Below are 16,739 nucleotides of genomic sequence, written 5' to 3' on the forward strand. Positions count from 1 at the left end.
TCTCTGTCGTGAGGGCGCAATCAAACTGCGCGGGTGCGAAGAGGGGTTATCATGAAGGCGATTTTTGCGGCCGCGGCCACAAGTTTATTGCTGCAGTTTTCTCCGGTGGCGGCTGAGGCAGCAACGCTCGTTGCCAATGTCAGCATCGGTAAGCAGACGATGACCGTCACCGAGAACGGCTTCGTCAAGTATCGCTGGAAGGTTTCGACCGCGCGCAATGGTTATGTCACGCCGACCGGCTCGTGGAGCGCCAAATGGCTGTCGCGCGATCACCGCTCCCGCAAATACGACAACGCGCCGATGCCTTACGCGGTATTTTTCAACGGCGGTTACGCGGTTCACGCTACCTTCGATCTGGAGCGTCTCGGCCGGCCGGCCTCGCATGGCTGCGTTCGCCTGCATCCCGATAATGCGGCGGAGTTCTTTTCACTGGCGCGGGAGGCAGGTCTCGCCAATACCCGGGTGGTCATCACGCGCTGATCTGGCTCTGAATCCCGCGGTTGAGACCGTTATCCGCTGACCTTCTGCAGTTCATCCATATCGGGAACGACGATATGTCTAGAGTTCTCGTTCGGGATGACACCCCGCTTGCGCAGTCTGGTCATCTGCCGGCTCACGGTTTCGATCGTCAGCCCACGAAAATCAGCAATTTCGGTGCGCGACAGCGGCGGGTCAAGGATGGTGCTGATGGCGGTCTGCGGCTCGCATGGGTGGCGATGACGTGGAGCAGGCTTGCGACCTCTTCCTCCTCTGTGCGCCGGCCGAGCGCCAACATCCATTCGCGCGCAACATCCAGTTCGTTGAGCGCCTGATCGTGAAGGCTGCGCTGCAGCTCCGGCGTCTCCGCTGTCATGCGGTCGAGCAGGGTGCGGGGGAAAACACAAATTTCGGCGACGGTGGCCGCCTCGGCCAAGGAAGTCATCTATTCGATTCGGACAGCCGCCCCTCTCGCGCCGAGACGGCCTTGCATCGCATTTCGTGGGCGTGCAACACTCCGCAACGTCCGGCACTCCATTGCTGTTTAGGCAACACCTCATTGCCAAATTGCCGCAACGCCCGGACGAAAGCATTGGCTTTTGAAGTGGATTTGCCTATGAGGAGGTCTAAATCGTCATTTCATGAGGTACAGCGCGTGACCGCTACATTCGATAAAGTTGCCGACATTATTGCAGAAACCAGCGAGATCGATCGTGCCACGATCACGCCGGAGAGCCATACGATCGACGACCTCGGTATCGACAGCCTCGATTTCCTCGACATCGTCTTTGCGATCGACAAGGAATTCGGCATCAAGATTCCGCTCGAAAAGTGGACGCAGGAAGTCAATGAGGGCAAGGTTTCCACTGAAGAGTATTTCGTGCTGAAGAACCTGTGCGCCAAGATCGACGAGCTCAAAGCGGCCAAGGCCTGAGCGACATATCAGTCTTTTTTCGAACGCCCTGCCGCCCTGAATATGGCGGCCGGGCGGTTTCGTTCCTAAGTAGGCGTCACCGGCGGGCAGATTTTGCCCGTCGGGCCGGAGGATCCGAATGCTGCTGGAATATTTCCAGATGATTGACCGCGTCGAAGCGGTGGACCTGAAGAAGGGGACGCTTGCGGCGCGATCCGTCGTGCCGGCCAAGAGCCCCGTCTTCGAAGGCCATTTTCCCGGCATGCCGCTGGTTCCCGGCGTGCTCCTGATCGAGACCATGGCGCAGGCTTCGGGCATGCTCGTGCTTGCCGCCACCAATTTCGCCGCCATGCCCTTCCTGATGTCGGTCGACGGCGCCAAGATGCGCACCTTTGTCGAGCCGGAAGCCGTGCTTGATATCGAAGCTGTGCTGGAGCATGACGGTTCGGGTTTCGCGGTCACCAAGGCCAAGATCACCAGCGGCGGCAAGAAGGTCTGCGATGCGCAACTGAAACTGCGCACCATGCCCTTCAGCGAGGTGCCGCTCGGCGACATCGTGAAAAAACGCGCCGGCGAAGTCAGGCTTCTCGACGCGATCGCAGCGCAGGGAGTGATTGGATGAGCAAGGCTGCAAACGACGTCGTCATTTCGGGCGTCGGCATCGTTACCTGTCAGGGCGTCGGCAAGGAGGCACATATCGCGCTGCTTTCGGCCGAAAGTGCGCCGAAGGTGATCGTCGAGACCGAGAAATTCAAACCCTATCCGGTGCATCCGCTGCCTGAGATCGACTGGTCGCAGCAGATCGCCAAGCGCGGCGACCAGCGTCAAATGGAAAACTGGCAGCGCATCGGCGTCTTCGCCGCAGGGCTCGCGCTGGACGATGCCGGCTTCAAGGACAATATCGAGGCATGCGGCACGATGGACATGATCGTGGCGGCTGGCGGCGGCGAGCGCGACATCAACGTCGATACGCTGATCGTCGACGAGGGCCTGAAGCGCAACGACCGGGAGTTGCTGCTCAATGAGAAGCTGACGACGGAGCTGAGGCCGACGCTTTTCCTGGCGCAGCTTTCCAACCTGCTGGCCGGCAACATTTCCATCGTTCACAAGGTCACCGGCTCCTCGCGCACCTTCATGGGCGAGGAAGCCTCAGGCGTTTCCGCCGTCGAGACGGCGTTCTGGCGCATCCGTTCCGGTGAATCCACCCATGCGCTCGTCGGCGGCGCCTTTGCTGCCGAACGTCCCGACATGATCCTGCTCACTGAAGCGATCGGCGCGCATACGCGCGACGAATGGGCACCGCTCTGGTCGCGCTCCGGCCTTGAAGGCGGCGGCATGATCACCGGTTCGGCCGGCGCCTTCCTGGTGCTGGAATCGCGCAAGCATGCGGAAGAGCGCGGCGCGCATATCTATGCGACGATCAGCGCCGTCGAGGGCGACCGCGGCAGCCGTAGCGCCGGCAATTTCGAAGTGCGCATGGAGCGGCTGCTGAAGCCTGCCGCCGACCTGCCGCCGGACAGCACGGCAATCTTCTCGGGCTCGACCGGCATGCATGAAATCGCCGCCCGCGAAAAGGCAGTGCTGAAACATCAGCTTCCCGGTGCTGCAATCCGCGGCTTCGGCGGCGTGTCCGGTCACACGATCGAGGCGCATTTCCCGCTGGGGCTGGCGCTCGCAGCCCTTGCCATCGATGCCAAGGCCAAGGTTCCGCCCTTCGACGCTGCTCATGAAGCGCCGATGAAGGCGGGCACGAGGGCCGCCGTCGTAACGACGGTCGGACACCAGCGCGGCGAGGGCGTCGCCGTTCTTTCCGCAGAGGCGTGAGGATAGAGATATGACAGCTTCCGCTTACAAGGATCATCTCGGCCGGCCGATCGTCGCAGTGACCGGTATGGGCATCATCACGTCGCTGGGCCAGGGCTTGAAGGACAATTGGGCAGCCCTTTCTTCCGGCACCTCGGGGATCCACGCGATCAACCGCTTTCCGACCGAAGGCCTGTCGACCCGGATCGCCGGCACCGTCGATTTCATCGAGATTCCCGTGCCGAACGCCGTCGAGCGCTCCTATGCCTTTGCGCGCGAGACGACCATCGAGGCGCTGGCCGATGCCGGTCTATCAGGCGATTTCAACGGCCCGCTGTTCCTTGCCGCGCCGCCGATCGAGCCGGAATGGAGCGCCCGTTTCGAACTTGCAGACCGTTCGCCGGCTGCCGACCATCCCGGCGATGCTTATGAGCGCTTCCTGACGGCGCTGCGTCAGCGGCCGGATCCTGCCTTTCACGAGGCGGCCCTGTTCGGCGCGATTTCCGAGCGCCTCGCCGACCGGTTCGGCACGCGCGGCCTTCCCGTGACCTTGTCGACGGCCTGTGCTTCCGGCGTGACGGCGATCCAGCTCGGCATCGAGGCAATCCGCCAGGGCCGTACCGACCGCGCACTGACCGTTGCGACGGATGGATCGCTAAGCGCCGAAGCACTGATCCGCTTCTCGCTGCTGTCGGCCCTTTCGACGCAGAACGATCCGCCGACCAAGGCCTCCAAGCCGTTCAGCAAGGATCGCGACGGCTTCGTCATCGCTGAAGGCGCTGCCACGCTGGTGCTGGAATCGCTGGAATCGGCGGTCGCCCGCGGCGCCAAGGTGCTCGGCATCATGAAGGGCGCCGGCGACAAGGCCGACAGCTTCCATCGCACCCGGTCTTCGCCCGACGGCGGCCCCGCGATCGCGACGATCCGCGCGGCGCTTGCCGATGCGGGTATCGACGAAAGCGGCATCGGCTACATCAACGCGCACGGCACCTCGACGCCTGAGAACGACAAGATGGAATATGGCTCGATGTCCGCCGTCTTCGGCGAGAAGCTGGTCGGCATTCCGGTGTCGTCCAACAAGTCAATGATCGGCCATACGCTGACGGCGGCAGGAGCGGTCGAGGCGGTGTTCTCGCTGCAGACGATGCTGACGGGCACGCTGCCGCCGACGATCAACTACAACAATCCCGATCCGTCGATCGTGCTCGATGTCGTGCCGAACAAGAAGAGGGAAGCCCAGGTTTCGGCCGTACTTTCCAACTCCTTCGGCTTCGGCGGGCAGAATGCCAGCCTTGTCATGGCGCTCGAACCGGCTTAGAGACCCTCCTTGATTTTTGGACGAAGCGGTTTTTGACTCAACCTCGGACTTTTCCCGAGGATCTACTTTCGTCACTCAATGACCGCTGGCAGATGCTCGGGACAAGCCCGAGCATGACGACGATCCACGTAGAAGAAAGAATTATACATCATGCGCGCGCTGCAACTGATCGATGACCGCAAGCTTGAGATCACCGACCTGCCGGAACCGGAGGCGCCTGCCGCCGGCGAGGTGACGCTGCGCGTCAAGGCGGTGGCGCTCAACCATATCGATGTCTGGGGTTGGCGCGGCATGGCATTCGCCAAGCGCAAGATGCCGCTCGTCATCGGCGCGGAGGCCTCCGGCGTCGTCGAAGCCATCGGCCCTGGCGTCGCCAACGTGCTGCCGGGTCAGCTGGTCTCGATCTACGGCGCGCGTACCTGCGGGCTCTGCCGCCCGTGCCGCGAAGGCCGTGACAATCTCTGCGAACACGTTTCCGGCGTGCACGGTTTCCATCTCGACGGTTTCGCGCAGGAGAAGGTCAATCTGCCGGCGCGCCTGCTCGTTCCGGCTCCTCCCGGCGTCGATGCCATTGGGGCTGCGCTTGCGCCCGTCACCTTCGGCACGGTCGAGCACATGCTGTTCGATAATGCCAAGCTCGAGCCCGGCGAAACGATCCTCGTCCATGCCGGCGGCTCCGGCATCGGCACGGCGGCGATCCAGCTTGCCAAGAAGATCGGCTGCACCGTCATCACCACTGTTGGCTCCGACGACAAGATCGAGAAGGCGAAGGCGCTCGGCGCCGATCACGTCATCAACTACCGCACCGACCGCTTCGAAGGCGTCGTGCGCAAGCTCACCAAGAAGAAGGGCGTCGACGTCGTTTTCGAACACGTGGGCAAGGATACCTGGGCCGGTTCGATGCTCTGCATGAAGCGCGGCGGGCGTCTCGTCACCTGCGGCTCGACCTCCGGCGTTTCGACTGAAATGAACCTGATGATGCTGTTCCAGCAGCAATTGAAGCTCCTCGGCTCCTTCGGCTGCCGCATCGAAAACATGGCGGATGCGATGCAGAAGATGGGCCGTGGGCTCGTCCATCCCGTCATCGATACCGAAGTCGGCTTCGACGATATCGATCGGGCGCTGGAGCGGATGGAATCGCGCCAGATCTTCGGCAAGATCATCCTGAAGATGGATTGAGTGCTCGTGAAGCTGATCATCACCCGGATCGTCTTGGCGCTCAGGAATTCCCAGCAATGGCTGGTGGCGCAGGCGATGTTCGGCTTCCTGAACCTGCTGAAGCTGTTTCCGGCCGACGGCGCGATCCGCTTTGCCGAGAGGGTGATGCGCCGCCTCGGCCGGCGCACCCGCCGCCACAGGCTGATGCTCACCAATCTGCGCAACGCCTTTCCCGAGAAGAGCGAGGCCGAGATCCAGGAGATCGCGCTGGCCAGCTGGGGCAATATGGGAAGGCTTGCGGCCGAATACGTCTTCCTCGACCAACTTTTCGATTACGATCCCGAGAAGTCGGAGCCGGGCAGGGTAGAGGTCTCGGGCATTCCGATCTTCCTTGACCTGCGCGACAATCCGCGCCCCTTCATCGTGTTCACCGGCCATACCGCAAATTTCGAGCTGCTGCCGGTGGCGGGTGCTGCCTTCGGGCTGACGGTGACCGTGCTGTTCCGGCCGCCGAACAACCCTTACGTCGCCAAGAAAGTGTTCGATTTCCGCAGCGCCCGCATGGGCAAGCTGGTGCCGTCTCATGCCGGTTCCTCCTTCGCGCTCGCGCGTCAGCTGGAGGCGGGCCAGGGCGTGGGCGTGCTCGTCGACCAGAAATTCAGCAAGGGGCTGAAGGGCACCTTCTTCGGGCGCGAGGTGAAGACCAATCCGCTGCTGCCGAAACTGGTGCGCCAGTTCGATTGCGAGGTCTATCCGGCGCGCTGCATTCGCCTGCCGGGAAACCGCTACCGCCTGGAAATCGAACCACGACTCGATATGCCGCGCGACGAAAAAGGCAATCTCGACCTGCCGGCGGCGGCCCAGCTGCTCAACGACAAGGTGGAAAGCTGGGTGCGGGAATATCCGGAACAGTGGCTCTGGTATCACGACCGCTGGCAGATCAAGAAGACGCTCGCGTAAGAAGGTCCACCCCCCAATTTATCAGCGGTGAAAAGCGGCAGGTGCTCTCGGATTGAAACCGAGTACACTTCATGTTACCCGTCACCACCAGGGCGCGAGAAAAATCTACCGTAAGGCGCATGCAGCCATATCGGTTTATGGACACACCGCTTGGGACAATGGGAGTGAGAGGCGTCTTGCTGGAGCTGTTTCGAGCCTTTTCCTTGCGTTGCACGCAAATAGAAGAAGCCATACGCCTGGGCGACGACCAGCGCGTCATGTCGCTCGACCGGCATGTCGAGCCGCTGGTCGAGGCGATCCTCGCATGCCGGGCAGCCAATCTACTGGATGTCTACATGCAGCTGCAGTTCGTCAGCCATCTTATCGCCCGGGACGCCGACGACAGCGCAAGCGTCCGGGAATATACGGCGGTGCTTTCCTACCTGCTTGATGGCTATTTCGGCACGCATGCGCCGGACTGGCGGGTGCCGTCACCGCAGGATGTCCGCATCGAGCCGCCGGCAGCCTATGTGCCCGACACCGACAACGGCCAGTTTCTCAATGCGGCGATCCTCGAAAGCCTGCCGGATCGGGTAGCGGTGCTGACCAGGGACTATCGCTATCTCTATTCCAATGCGGCCAACAGCGCCCATCTCAACAGGAAGCCGATGGACCTCATCGGCCGCCATATTTCCGAATTCATCGGCGAAGAACGCTTTGCCGGATGCGCTAAACGTAAGCTGGATGCCTGCTTTGCCGGCGAGCAGATCGACTACACTTATGAGCGGGCGACCGGCGGCGCATCGCGGCAGGTGCGCTGTCGCATGTCGCCGCTGCGCGAAGCGGGCGGCACGGTGATCGGCGCTCTGATCGTGATGGATCGGTGATTCAACTTATGCAGTCGCCCAAACGGCGAGCTCATAACCGTCTCGATCAAGGAAATGGAAGCGGCGGCCGCCGGGAAAGTCGGTGATCGGCCGGCAGATCGTGCCGCCGGCCCTTTCCACTGAGGTCAGCACCTCCTCCAAGTCATTGGCATAGACGACAACAAGCGGGCCGCCCGGGCGCACGGGCCCGAAATCGGTGAAGCCGCCCTTCAGACGGCCATCGTCGAATTCACAATAGTTTGGCCCGTAATCGGTGAAACGCCAACCGAAGGCCGAGCCGTAAAAGGCTTTGGCGGCGGCGATGTCGGCGACGTTGAACTCGACATAATCGATGCGGCGATCGTGGTTTTCTGACTTATCGGCCATCTATCTCTCCATCAGGGCTTTCAGCATGGCGAGGTCCTTCTCGACATGGGCGGCATCGGCGGAAAACTGCGCGTCGGTCATGCCGGGCAGACGCAGCAGCGTGAACATGATCTCGCAACCATCGCCGTTCGGCACGATGCGCAACGCATTATAGACCCTGAGACCGGATTCTATCGTCACCGTATGGTCGATCACGCCGAATTCATTGGCGGGCACGAAGCTCACCTTGATGGTGCCGAGAGGTCCATGGGCGACCCAGTCGGCGCCATTGGGCTCGAGACCGGTCGCAAGGCCGGAGGCCCAGAGCGGCATATTCTCCGGCTTGCCGGCGAAGTCGTAGACGTCGCGCCAGTCACGCTCGATCGATTGGTGGATGATTTTTGCGGGCATCGTCGACATGGCTTGCAGGTCCTTGATAGTGGTCGAGCGAGAGTAACAGCCCGACCCGAAAACGGTCATCCGGCAGTTCCCGCGCGTTGAGCTGATCGCAAATGACGGCGGGCGTCAGGCATGAGAGTTCGCCGACTTCGCGCGTCATGTGAGCCTGATCGGCAAAACCCGCTTCGAGCGCAAGATGGGCCAGCGGCATCGCGTGCGATCTGCGGCAGAGATCGAGGAAACGCTGAAACCGGCGGATGCGTTCCAGCGTCTTGGCGCCGTAGCCGAAATGCTGGTGGCAGCGGCGGCGCAGCTGTCTTTCGCTGATGTCGAGCCGGTAGGGCAGGCTGGACGGGGAGCAGCCGCTTTCGGCGGCGGCAAAAATCACCGCGGCGTCGGGGGCGGGCTCCTCCTCTACGCGCGCGGCTTCTTCGAGCAGTCGGGCGAACAACGCCATCGCGTCCGCAGCGTCGCGACAATCTTCCAGCCGCGCCTCAAACTCCGCCGTGCCCTTCCGGCCGATGTCGCTGAGCCGCACCGAGCAGCCGACCAGCGCCGAGAGCGGCGTCTTCAGCCAGGGTGCGGCGGCGCCGGGTGCAAACCGCGCACCAATGACGGTTGTGCCCGGTCGGATAAGGGGAAAAGCCGCCGTTCTGTCAGGCCCGGCAACGACCAGTCGGCCGTCGATCCATAGCAGATCGCAATAGCCGTCCGGCACGATCGCCACCGTTGCCGGTGGACCGTCGTGAAGCGAATTCGACCAGAGCCGACTGAAATGGCGCCGCAACGCCGGCGGTGGCGCATATTCGCGATAGCGGCCGGCGCGGGCCGCCAGGAGAATTGCCACGCACTATCTCCCGAAAGACCCATGATAGCATGAGATAGGCATTGCGGATGCGCTACGGGCAGGTCACGCCACATCGCTGCTTGCCGATCAGATGGCAGGTTGTCGGACAAGCGGGCGCGGCAAGCTTCATTTCATTGGCTTTTGCGAACCGATTAGACCCTTGGCAGACTTGCCGTTTGAGCGAGACAGTGCCACAACACCGGTCCAAATGACACATCGGAGGTTTGTCGTGGAAAAGGCAGAAATCGGACTGATCGGCCTTGCGGTCATGGGCTCCAACCTGGCGCTCAACATCGCGGAGAAAGGCAATAAAATTGCGGTGTTCAACCGCACGCCTGAGAAAACCGACGAATTCTACGAAAGCGCCGGCGATCTGAAAAAGCAGATCATTCCCTGCAAGACCATCGAAGAGTTCGTCGACGCGATCCGGCCGCCGCGACCGATCATCATTATGATCAAGGCAGGTGATGCCGTCGACCAGCAGATGGAGGCGCTGCGCCCGCACCTCTCCAAGGGCGACATCATGATCGATGCCGGCAACGCCAATTTCCGCGACACCGTCGCCCGCTTCGACCGCCTGAAGGATACCGATCTCACCTTCATCGGCATGGGTGTTTCCGGCGGCGAGGAAGGTGCGCGTCATGGTCCGTCGATCATGGTCGGCGGCACCGAAGAGTCCTGGAAGCGCGTCGAGAAGGTGCTGACCTCGATTGCCGCCCGCTACAATGACGAGCCCTGCGTCGCCTGGCTCGGCAATGATGGCGCCGGCCATTTCGTCAAAACCATTCATAACGGCATCGAATATGCCGATATGCAGATGATCGCCGAAATCTACGGCATCCTGCGCGACGGCCTCGGCAAGAGTGCCTCCGACATCTCCGGCATCTTCGGGGAATGGAACAAGGGCCGGCTGAACTCCTACCTGATCGAGATTTCCGAGAAGGTGCTTGCGGCGACCGATCCGGTTTCCGGCGGCCCGATGGTCGACATGATCCTCGACAAGGCCGGCCAGAAGGGTACCGGCAAATGGTCGGCGATCGAAGCGCAGAACATGGGCATTCCGGCAACGGCAATTGAAGCCGCAGTTGCCGCCCGCAGCCTCTCCTCGATGAAGTCGCAGCGCGAAGCGGCGGAAAAGATCTTCGGCACGCAGGCCGTTTCTTTCCCGATCGCTTACGGTCCTGAGCTGAACAAGGATCTGGAGCTGGCGCTCTTTGCCGCCAAGATCGGCGCCTATGCCCAGGGCTTCGCGGTGATGGCGGAAGCCTCGCGCGAGTTCAACTGGTCGCTGCCGATGCCGACCATTGCCCGGATCTGGCGCGCCGGCTGCATCATCCGTTCGCAGTTCCTCGACGAGATCACCTCGGCCTTTACCAAGGCGCCGGACGCTGCGAACCTCATCGTCACGCCCGCCTTCTCCGAGATGGTCAAGGAATCGATCCCGGCGCTGCGCCGCGTCGTTGCCGCCGCCATCTCCGCCGGCCTGCCGGTGCCGGCGCTGACCTCGGCACTCACTTATTTCGACGCCTACCGCCAGGGCAGGGGAACAGCCAACCTCATCCAGGCCCAGCGCGATTTCTTCGGCGCCCACGGCTTCGACCGCCTGGACGGGAAGGATTTCCACCACGGCCCCTGGGGCAGCGGTGCGGCGACCTTCTGAGGTTTGCCGAGAAGAGATCGAGGAAGAGCCCGGCCGTTGCGTCGGGCTTTTCCGTGGTTATGCGTGCCGCGCGCGTGCAATACCAGCGCGCAAGCAGGGAAAAGTGTAGGATTTAATCTGGTGCACCCCGAGGAATGGGCTGAGATGCTCATCCATACGAGACGCCGGAGGATATCGACCCGATCCGTGATCTGACGTCGATTGCCTTCACGCCCATGCCCTATCGCGACGGCACGGAGGCAGGGATCATCCGGAGACTTCGCGCAAGCGGCGACCTGACGATATCGCTGGTCGCCGATGAGGAAGGCGCGATGCTGGGGCATGTGGCGTTTTCGCCGGTGACGATCAGCGGCGTGCGTGACGGGCTGGTTTGGGCTGGGTCCGATATCGGTCAGGCCGGAGAGACGGCGGCCGGGTATCGGCAAGGCGCTGATCGCAAAGGGGCTCGGACTGCTGGAGGAGATGGGCGCCAGCGGATGCGCGCTGATCGGCAGTCCCGACGTCTATCGCGGCGCGGGCTTCAGGTCACATTCGCGGCGTAGGGCGGTTCGCGGACATCTCAATCCTTACATCTTAATGGGTCAGGATCGGGATCCGCAAGAGATGGGGTGCCGGATGACGAACGCGAAACGGGAACATTGGGACGAGGTCTATCGCACGAAAGCTGCCGACAGCGTCAGCTGGTATCAGCCGACGCCGGGTCCTTCCTTACATGCGCTCGATGAGCTGCAGCTGACGGCTACGGCTTCGCTGATCGATGTGGGAGGGGGGGCATCGAGCCTTGTCGACCGTCTGGTTGAGCGCGGCTGGTCCGATCTCACCGTGCTCGATATCGCGGCGCCGGCGCTCGACGTCGCCAAGGCGCGGCTCGGGGACGACGCCCTTCGAATCACCTGGTTGGTTGCCGACGTCACCGCATGGAAACCTGACCGCCAATACAATGTATGGCACGACCGTGCCGTTTTTCACTTCCTGACCGATCCCGGGCAGCGGCTGGCCTATCGCCATGCGCTCGAAACCGGTACGGCGCCGGGAGGCATCATGATCATCGCGACCTTCGCGCCGGACGGGCCGGAACGGTGCAGCGGCCTGCCGGTCCAGCGTTACGACGCGGCAGCGCTTGCGACCGAATTTTCCTCCGCCTTCGCGCTCGAACGCGACTGGCGCGAGGAGCACACGACACCTGGCGGCGGCCGGCAGTCCTTTCAGTGGTGTATCTTTCGCAGACGGTGAGGTTTACCTCGCCGACATCTGCTGTCCGACATTGCCTCAGACAGTCCGGCCGGCGCGCGCCATGCCATGCTCCACAAGACGGTCGATGACTTCGGCATAGCTGACGCCGCTTGCCGCCATCGCCTTGGAATACATGCTGATATCTGTGAAGCCGGGGATGGTGTTGAGCTCATTGATGACGAAGCGCATGTCCGGGGTCAGGAAGAAATCGACGCGCGCCATCCCGTCGCAGCCCACGGCCCGGAAGGCTTCTGCCGCTGCGTCGCGCATGGCGGCCTCAACCTCGGGCGGCAGCTCGGCCGGCACCTTCAGCGCCGCGCCGGACTCGTCGATGTATTTCGCGTCGTAACTGTAGAAGCCGTGGCTTTCCGCCGGGACGATCTCGCCGGGGCGTGAAACGAAAAGCTTTCCAGCCGCATCCTCCAGCACGCTGAATTCGATCTCGCGGCCGGCGATGAATTCCTCGGCGAGTAGGGTGCGATCGTGGCGGAAGGCCTCGGCAAGAGCGCCTGCGAATTCCTGGTTGGCATGGACCTTGGCGACGCCGACCGACGATCCCTGGCGCGCCGGCTTGATGAACAGCGGCAGGCCGAGTTCGGCCTCGAGCGTTGCGAGCGACGGGGTCGTCCCATCATGGATCGTTACGGCGCGGGCGACCGGCAGGCCTGCCGCCCTGAGCAGCCGCTTGGCGATTTCTTTATCGAGCGCTGCGGCCGAACCGAGGATGCCGCAGCCTGCAAGCGGCACACGCGCCACCTGCGCCACACCCTGTACCGATCCGTCTTCGCCATGGAGGCCGTGCAGCACGGGAAACAGCATGTCGATCGCCGCCAACTCATGCGGTGCACCATTGGCGGGGATCGCCATCACCCGGCCGCAGCCGCCCGGCACGAGGCAGATTTCCGTGCCCGATGAAGGTGTCGCCAAGGCGCCGTCCACGAAGCTGCTCGTGAGCCACCGACCCTCGCGGGTGATGAAAATCGGAAAGGCGTCATACTTTTCGGGCTTGAGCGCGCCCATGACGTTGGTTGCCGAGAGCACGGACACGTCGTGCTCGGCCGAGCGGCCGCCGAAAAGCACGGCGATGCGCGGCCTGTTGGGGGAAGGGGTCATGCAAGCCTCCGGAAGGATCAGGTTTTGAAAGGGTCAGGCGTCGACAGATATGCCGCGATTGGCGAAGAAGCGGTCGAAGACGGCAAGCGGCAGCGTTACATCTGCCTGGCTCGCCTCGTCGTGGCCGGATGGATTGTGGAAGCGGACCGTTTCCTGCAAGGCTGCCGTCACCAGCACCAGATGGCCGCCCTTCGATGGCGGTTCGCGCTCCGGCCAGCGAATGGCCGAATGCACCGAGGCGATGAAGAACCGGCGCTTCGACAGAAGATCAGGAATGGCCGAGGTTTCCACGCCGGTTATCGTCTCGGCGTCGAGCCCGAAACGCTCGGTTGCGAAGCGCACAAAGGGCGCGTAGATCAGCCCCTTGATCGAAGCGTCGATCTCGTTGACGACATAACCGCCGTAGGCGGTGCAGACACGGGCAAGTTCGAGGGTCGGACGGATTTCGCCACGGGCGGCAAGGATCATCTTCAGACAGGCCATGCCGCAGACATTGACGGCCCAGCGCGCATATTCCTCAATGGTGCCGGCTCCCGAATGACGCCAGAGCGGATCGCTGAGCAGGGCTTGCGAGCCCTCGGCAAGTACCGGCAGCGTCATGCCGGGTGTTTCCCATTGGCTGAAATAGGGCACGCCGCTTTGCTGCATTCTGTCGATATCCCCGTGACTCGCTGTGAGATGACGGGCAATCTTGGCTTTTTCGAGCCGATGCCTGCTTGCGAATCCTGGGCAGGGTTCATTCTCCCGCCTATCGGCCGTTCTCCGGCCAGATCGGCTGGCTGATGCTTTGCAGCAGTTCCGGCTCGACGCCGTCGATGCGGGCGATGACGGCCTTGGCCATTTCGCGGCCGGCCTGGCGCACATCTTCCTGGGCGGTGATGATCTCGGGACGGATCCAGTTCAGAATCGGCACCGACTGCTTGGACACCATATCAAGATCGCGCCCCAGCGCCTTGCCGGCGGCCTCGATGCCGGCATTGACGGCGATCGCCGCGCTGCCGGCCGAACAGACGATGCCGTCAGGGGCGTTCGCCGAGCGCATCATCACCTCGACGACGTCGCGGATATCGGCAAGCGGCGCGTCGGTGTTGATGCGCAGCGGCACTTCCTCGGCGCCGTAATCGTGCAGGCCGGTCTGAAAGCCGATCCGAATATGGGCGTAATAGGTGAGCTTGCTCGGCGGCTGCAGCAGGGCAATGCGCCGGCGGCCGCGTTTGACCAGCCGCTCCACCGCCTGATGGGCGAAGGCCTCGTTGTCGAAATCGTGGAAGGGGTGCGTCAGGCCGGCGTCGGTGCGCCCATGCGTGGCGAAGGGCATGCCGCGCTCGGTCAGCAACCGCACGCGCGGATCGTCCGGCTCGATGCGCGAGATGATGACCCCGTCGGCCGAGCCGGTCTCGAGGATATAGCGCACCGGCAGCATTGGGTCCTTGCTGTGGGAGTGCGGCGTGACGACGATATGATAGGGCGTGCCGGACAGGACTTCGGAGATGCCGAAGACCATCTGGCTTGAGAACCCCATGATCTCCTCGTCGATGCTGAGGACAAGGGCGATGACGTTGGTCTTGCCGGTGCGCAGGCGCACGCCCGCCCTGTTCGGCTGGTAGCCGAGCTGGCGGGCGACCATGCGCACTCGCTCCTTGGTTTCGGCCCCGATGTCAGGCGCGTCTTTCAGCGCACGTGACACCGTCGTTACGCCAAGGCCGGTCATGAAGGCGATCGTCTTCAATGTCGGGCGCTCGCGCGCCGCCGGCGCCGATGTTGCTTGTCCGAAATTTCTTTTGTTTTCCATCCCTGTGGGCCTGTCTCGCGCGAATTGGTGTCGCTTATAAAGGCTTTTTCAAGCGCCGTAAGTGCGCCGCCTGCCAAAATCGCGCCTCCCTAAAGAGTGCAATCTGTAACGATACAGTAGAAATGTCGAGCGCTTTTTCTTGTGTGCATTGCGGCAATGTCCCCGCAGGTTGAATCCGCCATTTACGCCCCGTTTTTCCGCGGTAGCGAAAAGGGCAAAGCGAGCCGTAGATCGAGAACTCTGTAATAATCATGTTTTCACAATGTGATAAGGTGATTGTGCATATGCGGCATCGCTTAATGAAACGGCGGTGTGAGGAGGAGTAATGATGCAGCCCAGAACAGCTAGAAACAGCAATGCCGGCCTTCGTCGAAAAATTTGCGGGCGGACGGTTGCGTGGCGAAATCGATTGATCTAAGTTTTTCCGGCAACGTTTCAGTGAGGGAGGAGAACTCATGAAAATCCGTATGATGGCGGCCTTGCTTGCCGCCTCGGTCGCGCTTCCGTTCGGCGCCGCCAATGCCACCGATCTCGAGGTCACGCACTGGTGGACGTCCGGCGGCGAATCCGCCGCCGTCGCCGAGCTGGCGAAGGCATTCGACGCCACCGGCAACCACTGGGTTGACGGCGCGATCGCCGGCTCCGGCGGCACTGCTCGTCCGATCATGATCAGCCGCATCACTGGCGGCGATCCGATGGGCGCCACCCAGTTCAACCATGGCCGTCAGGCAGAGGAACTTGTCCAGGCCGGTCTGATGCGCGACCTGACCGATGTCGCGACCGCCGAGAAGTGGAAGGACATCATTCGTCCGTCGAGCCTGCTCGATTCCTGCACCATCGACGGCAAGATCTACTGCGCACCTGTCAACATCCACTCCTGGCAGTGGCTGTGGCTTTCGAATGCCGCCTTCAAGAAGGCCGGCGTCGAGGTTCCGAAGAACTGGGACGAATTCGTCGCCGCCGCCCCGGCTCTCGAAAAGGCCGGTATCCTTCCGCTCGCCGTCGGCGGTCAGCCATGGCAGGCTGCAGGCGCCTTCGACGTACTGATGGTGGCGATTGCCGGCAAGGACACGTTCAACAAGGTCTTCAAGGACAAGGATGCGGAAGCTGCGGCCGGCCCTGAAATCGCCAAGGTCTTCAAGGCCGCCGACGATGCACGCCGTATGTCCAAGGGCACCAATGTCCAGGATTGGAACCAGGCGACCAACCTCGTCATCACGGGCAAGGCCGGCGGTCAGATCATGGGCGACTGGGCGCAGGGCGAATTCGCGCTCGCCGGTCAGAAGGCCGGCACCGACTATACCTGCCTGCCGGGCCTCGGCGTCAACGAGATCATTTCGACCGGCGGCGATGCCTTCTACTTCCCGCTGCTGAAGGATGAGGAGAAATCCAAGGCGCAGGCTGTGCTTGCCAAGACGCTGCTTGACCCCAAGACCCAGGTTGCCTTCAATCTGAAGAAGGGTTCGCTGCCGGTGCGCGGTGATGTCGATCTCGCCGCCGCAAATGACTGCATGAAGAAGGGTCTCGATATTTTGTCCAAAGGCAACGTGATCCAGGGTACCGACCAGCTGCTTTCGGCCGACAGCCAGAAGCAGAAGGAGGACCTCTTCTCCGAATTCTTCGCCAATCCGTCGATGACGCCGGAAGACGCGCAGAAGCGTTTCGCTGAGATCATCGCTTCGGCTGACTGATCGATAGAGTCGCTGCCTTCGCGATCCGGCTCCGCAAGGGCCGGATCGTTCCCGGATAAATGTTCGGCCGGTGGCGTGTCTCCGGCATCCCGGAAAACCGGGGCGGGGATGGCAGACGGCAAATCCGCTCTGCCGCGGTCGCAGTTGCGATTTGAGGAGAAGTG

At 62.4% G+C, this 16,739-nt stretch carries 16 protein-coding genes and 3 pseudogenes; 12 read left to right on the top strand and 7 right to left on the bottom strand.

The features are described from left to right. Nucleotides 1-51: 51 nt before the first annotated feature. A complete protein-coding gene (locus PYR71_RS12490) occupies nucleotides 52-480 on the top strand; it encodes a L,D-transpeptidase (RefSeq protein ID WP_275619565.1) in 429 nt (142 codons plus the stop codon). 29 nt (nucleotides 481-509) lie between these two features. Here PYR71_RS12490 and PYR71_RS12495 read toward each other — a convergent pair. Continuing rightward, nucleotides 510-919: pseudogene (locus PYR71_RS12495) on the bottom strand (helix-turn-helix domain-containing protein); the annotation flags it as partial. A 213-nt stretch (nucleotides 920-1,132) separates the two neighbouring features. Between PYR71_RS12495 and PYR71_RS12500 the strand changes: the two are divergent. The 7 genes from PYR71_RS12500 to PYR71_RS12530 all read left to right on the top strand — a co-directional run bounded on the left by PYR71_RS12500 (nucleotide 1,133) and on the right by PYR71_RS12530 (nucleotide 7,495). Next, the gene (locus tag PYR71_RS12500) at nucleotides 1,133-1,411 is read left to right on the top strand and encodes an acyl carrier protein (RefSeq protein ID WP_003540486.1); all 279 of its coding nucleotides are present in this window, start codon (nucleotides 1,133-1,135) and stop codon (nucleotides 1,409-1,411) included. Nucleotides 1,412-1,529: 118 nt separating this feature from the next. Next, nucleotides 1,530-2,012, top strand: coding sequence for a 3-hydroxyacyl-ACP dehydratase FabZ family protein (locus tag PYR71_RS12505; RefSeq protein ID WP_275619566.1), 483 nt, complete (start codon nucleotides 1,530-1,532; stop codon nucleotides 2,010-2,012). Continuing rightward, a complete protein-coding gene (locus PYR71_RS12510) occupies nucleotides 2,009-3,214 on the top strand; it encodes a beta-ketoacyl-ACP synthase (RefSeq protein WP_275619567.1) in 1,206 nt (401 codons plus the stop codon). The genes PYR71_RS12505 and PYR71_RS12510 overlap by 4 nt, the downstream gene beginning before the upstream one ends. A gap of 10 nt (nucleotides 3,215-3,224) precedes the next feature. Further along, nucleotides 3,225-4,511, top strand: coding sequence for a beta-ketoacyl-ACP synthase (locus PYR71_RS12515; RefSeq protein ID WP_097579746.1), 1,287 nt, complete (start codon nucleotides 3,225-3,227; stop codon nucleotides 4,509-4,511). Between the two features lie 150 nt (nucleotides 4,512-4,661). After that, the gene (locus PYR71_RS12520) at nucleotides 4,662-5,690 is read left to right on the top strand and encodes a zinc-binding dehydrogenase (protein ID WP_183913284.1); all 1,029 of its coding nucleotides are present in this window, start codon (nucleotides 4,662-4,664) and stop codon (nucleotides 5,688-5,690) included. A gap of 6 nt (nucleotides 5,691-5,696) precedes the next feature. Continuing rightward, nucleotides 5,697-6,629, top strand: a complete 933-nt coding sequence (locus PYR71_RS12525; RefSeq protein WP_275619610.1) for a lipid A biosynthesis lauroyl acyltransferase — start codon at nucleotides 5,697-5,699, stop codon at nucleotides 6,627-6,629. A gap of 176 nt (nucleotides 6,630-6,805) precedes the next feature. Further along, nucleotides 6,806-7,495 carry a PAS domain-containing protein gene (locus tag PYR71_RS12530; RefSeq protein WP_275619611.1) on the top strand — a complete coding sequence of 230 codons (690 nt, stop codon included), beginning with the start codon at nucleotides 6,806-6,808 and terminating at the stop codon, nucleotides 7,493-7,495. A gap of 6 nt (nucleotides 7,496-7,501) precedes the next feature. Here PYR71_RS12530 and PYR71_RS12535 read toward each other — a convergent pair whose 3' ends face one another. The 3 genes and pseudogenes from PYR71_RS12535 to PYR71_RS12545 all read right to left on the bottom strand — a co-directional run. Continuing rightward, nucleotides 7,502-7,861: a VOC family protein gene (locus PYR71_RS12535; protein ID WP_004669769.1), complete on the bottom strand. Its 360-nt coding sequence runs from the start codon at nucleotides 7,859-7,861 to the stop codon at nucleotides 7,502-7,504. Next, entirely contained in the window at nucleotides 7,862-8,260 is a 399-nt protein-coding gene (locus PYR71_RS12540) for a hypothetical protein (RefSeq protein ID WP_064682402.1), read from the bottom strand. Nucleotides 8,261-8,318: 58 nt separating this feature from the next. After that, nucleotides 8,319-9,086: pseudogene (locus tag PYR71_RS12545) on the bottom strand (helix-turn-helix domain-containing protein); the annotation flags it as partial. A 208-nt stretch (nucleotides 9,087-9,294) separates the two neighbouring features. Here PYR71_RS12545 and gndA point away from each other — a divergent pair. From gndA to PYR71_RS12560, 3 genes and pseudogenes are all read left to right on the top strand, one after another. Continuing rightward, nucleotides 9,295-10,746, top strand: a complete 1,452-nt coding sequence (gene gndA, locus PYR71_RS12550) for an NADP-dependent phosphogluconate dehydrogenase (RefSeq protein ID WP_197486810.1) — start codon at nucleotides 9,295-9,297, stop codon at nucleotides 10,744-10,746. 173 nt (nucleotides 10,747-10,919) lie between these two features. Beyond that, a pseudogene (locus tag PYR71_RS12555) lies at nucleotides 10,920-11,274 on the top strand (GNAT family N-acetyltransferase); the annotation flags it as partial. 87 nt (nucleotides 11,275-11,361) lie between these two features. Continuing rightward, nucleotides 11,362-11,979: a class I SAM-dependent methyltransferase gene (locus PYR71_RS12560; protein ID WP_275619612.1), complete on the top strand. Its 618-nt coding sequence runs from the start codon at nucleotides 11,362-11,364 to the stop codon at nucleotides 11,977-11,979. 36 nt (nucleotides 11,980-12,015) lie between these two features. Here the strand turns inward: PYR71_RS12560 and PYR71_RS12565 are convergent, their stop codons facing one another. The 3 genes from PYR71_RS12565 to PYR71_RS12575 form a co-directional block, all read right to left on the bottom strand. After that, on the bottom strand, nucleotides 12,016-13,092 hold the full coding sequence (locus PYR71_RS12565) for a D-alanine--D-alanine ligase family protein (RefSeq protein ID WP_275619569.1): 1,077 nt from the start codon (nucleotides 13,090-13,092) through the stop codon (nucleotides 12,016-12,018). Between the two features lie 33 nt (nucleotides 13,093-13,125). Continuing rightward, nucleotides 13,126-13,740 (bottom strand): cysteine peptidase family C39 domain-containing protein, encoded by a 615-nt coding sequence (locus PYR71_RS12570; protein ID WP_275619570.1) that lies wholly within the window; start codon nucleotides 13,738-13,740, stop codon nucleotides 13,126-13,128. 100 nt (nucleotides 13,741-13,840) lie between these two features. Further along, nucleotides 13,841-14,884 carry a LacI family transcriptional regulator gene (locus tag PYR71_RS12575; protein WP_275619571.1) on the bottom strand — a complete coding sequence of 348 codons (1,044 nt, stop codon included), beginning with the start codon at nucleotides 14,882-14,884 and terminating at the stop codon, nucleotides 13,841-13,843. Between the two features lie 455 nt (nucleotides 14,885-15,339). Between PYR71_RS12575 and PYR71_RS12580 the strand changes: the two genes are divergently transcribed. After that, nucleotides 15,340-16,575: an ABC transporter substrate-binding protein gene (locus PYR71_RS12580; RefSeq protein WP_275619572.1), complete on the top strand. Its 1,236-nt coding sequence runs from the start codon at nucleotides 15,340-15,342 to the stop codon at nucleotides 16,573-16,575. The last annotated feature ends 164 nt before the right edge of the window (nucleotides 16,576-16,739 follow it).

Origin of the sequence: Rhizobium mulingense (genome assembly GCF_029194105.1) — a bacterium.
GTDB lineage: Bacteria > Pseudomonadota > Alphaproteobacteria > Rhizobiales > Rhizobiaceae > Rhizobium > Rhizobium mulingense.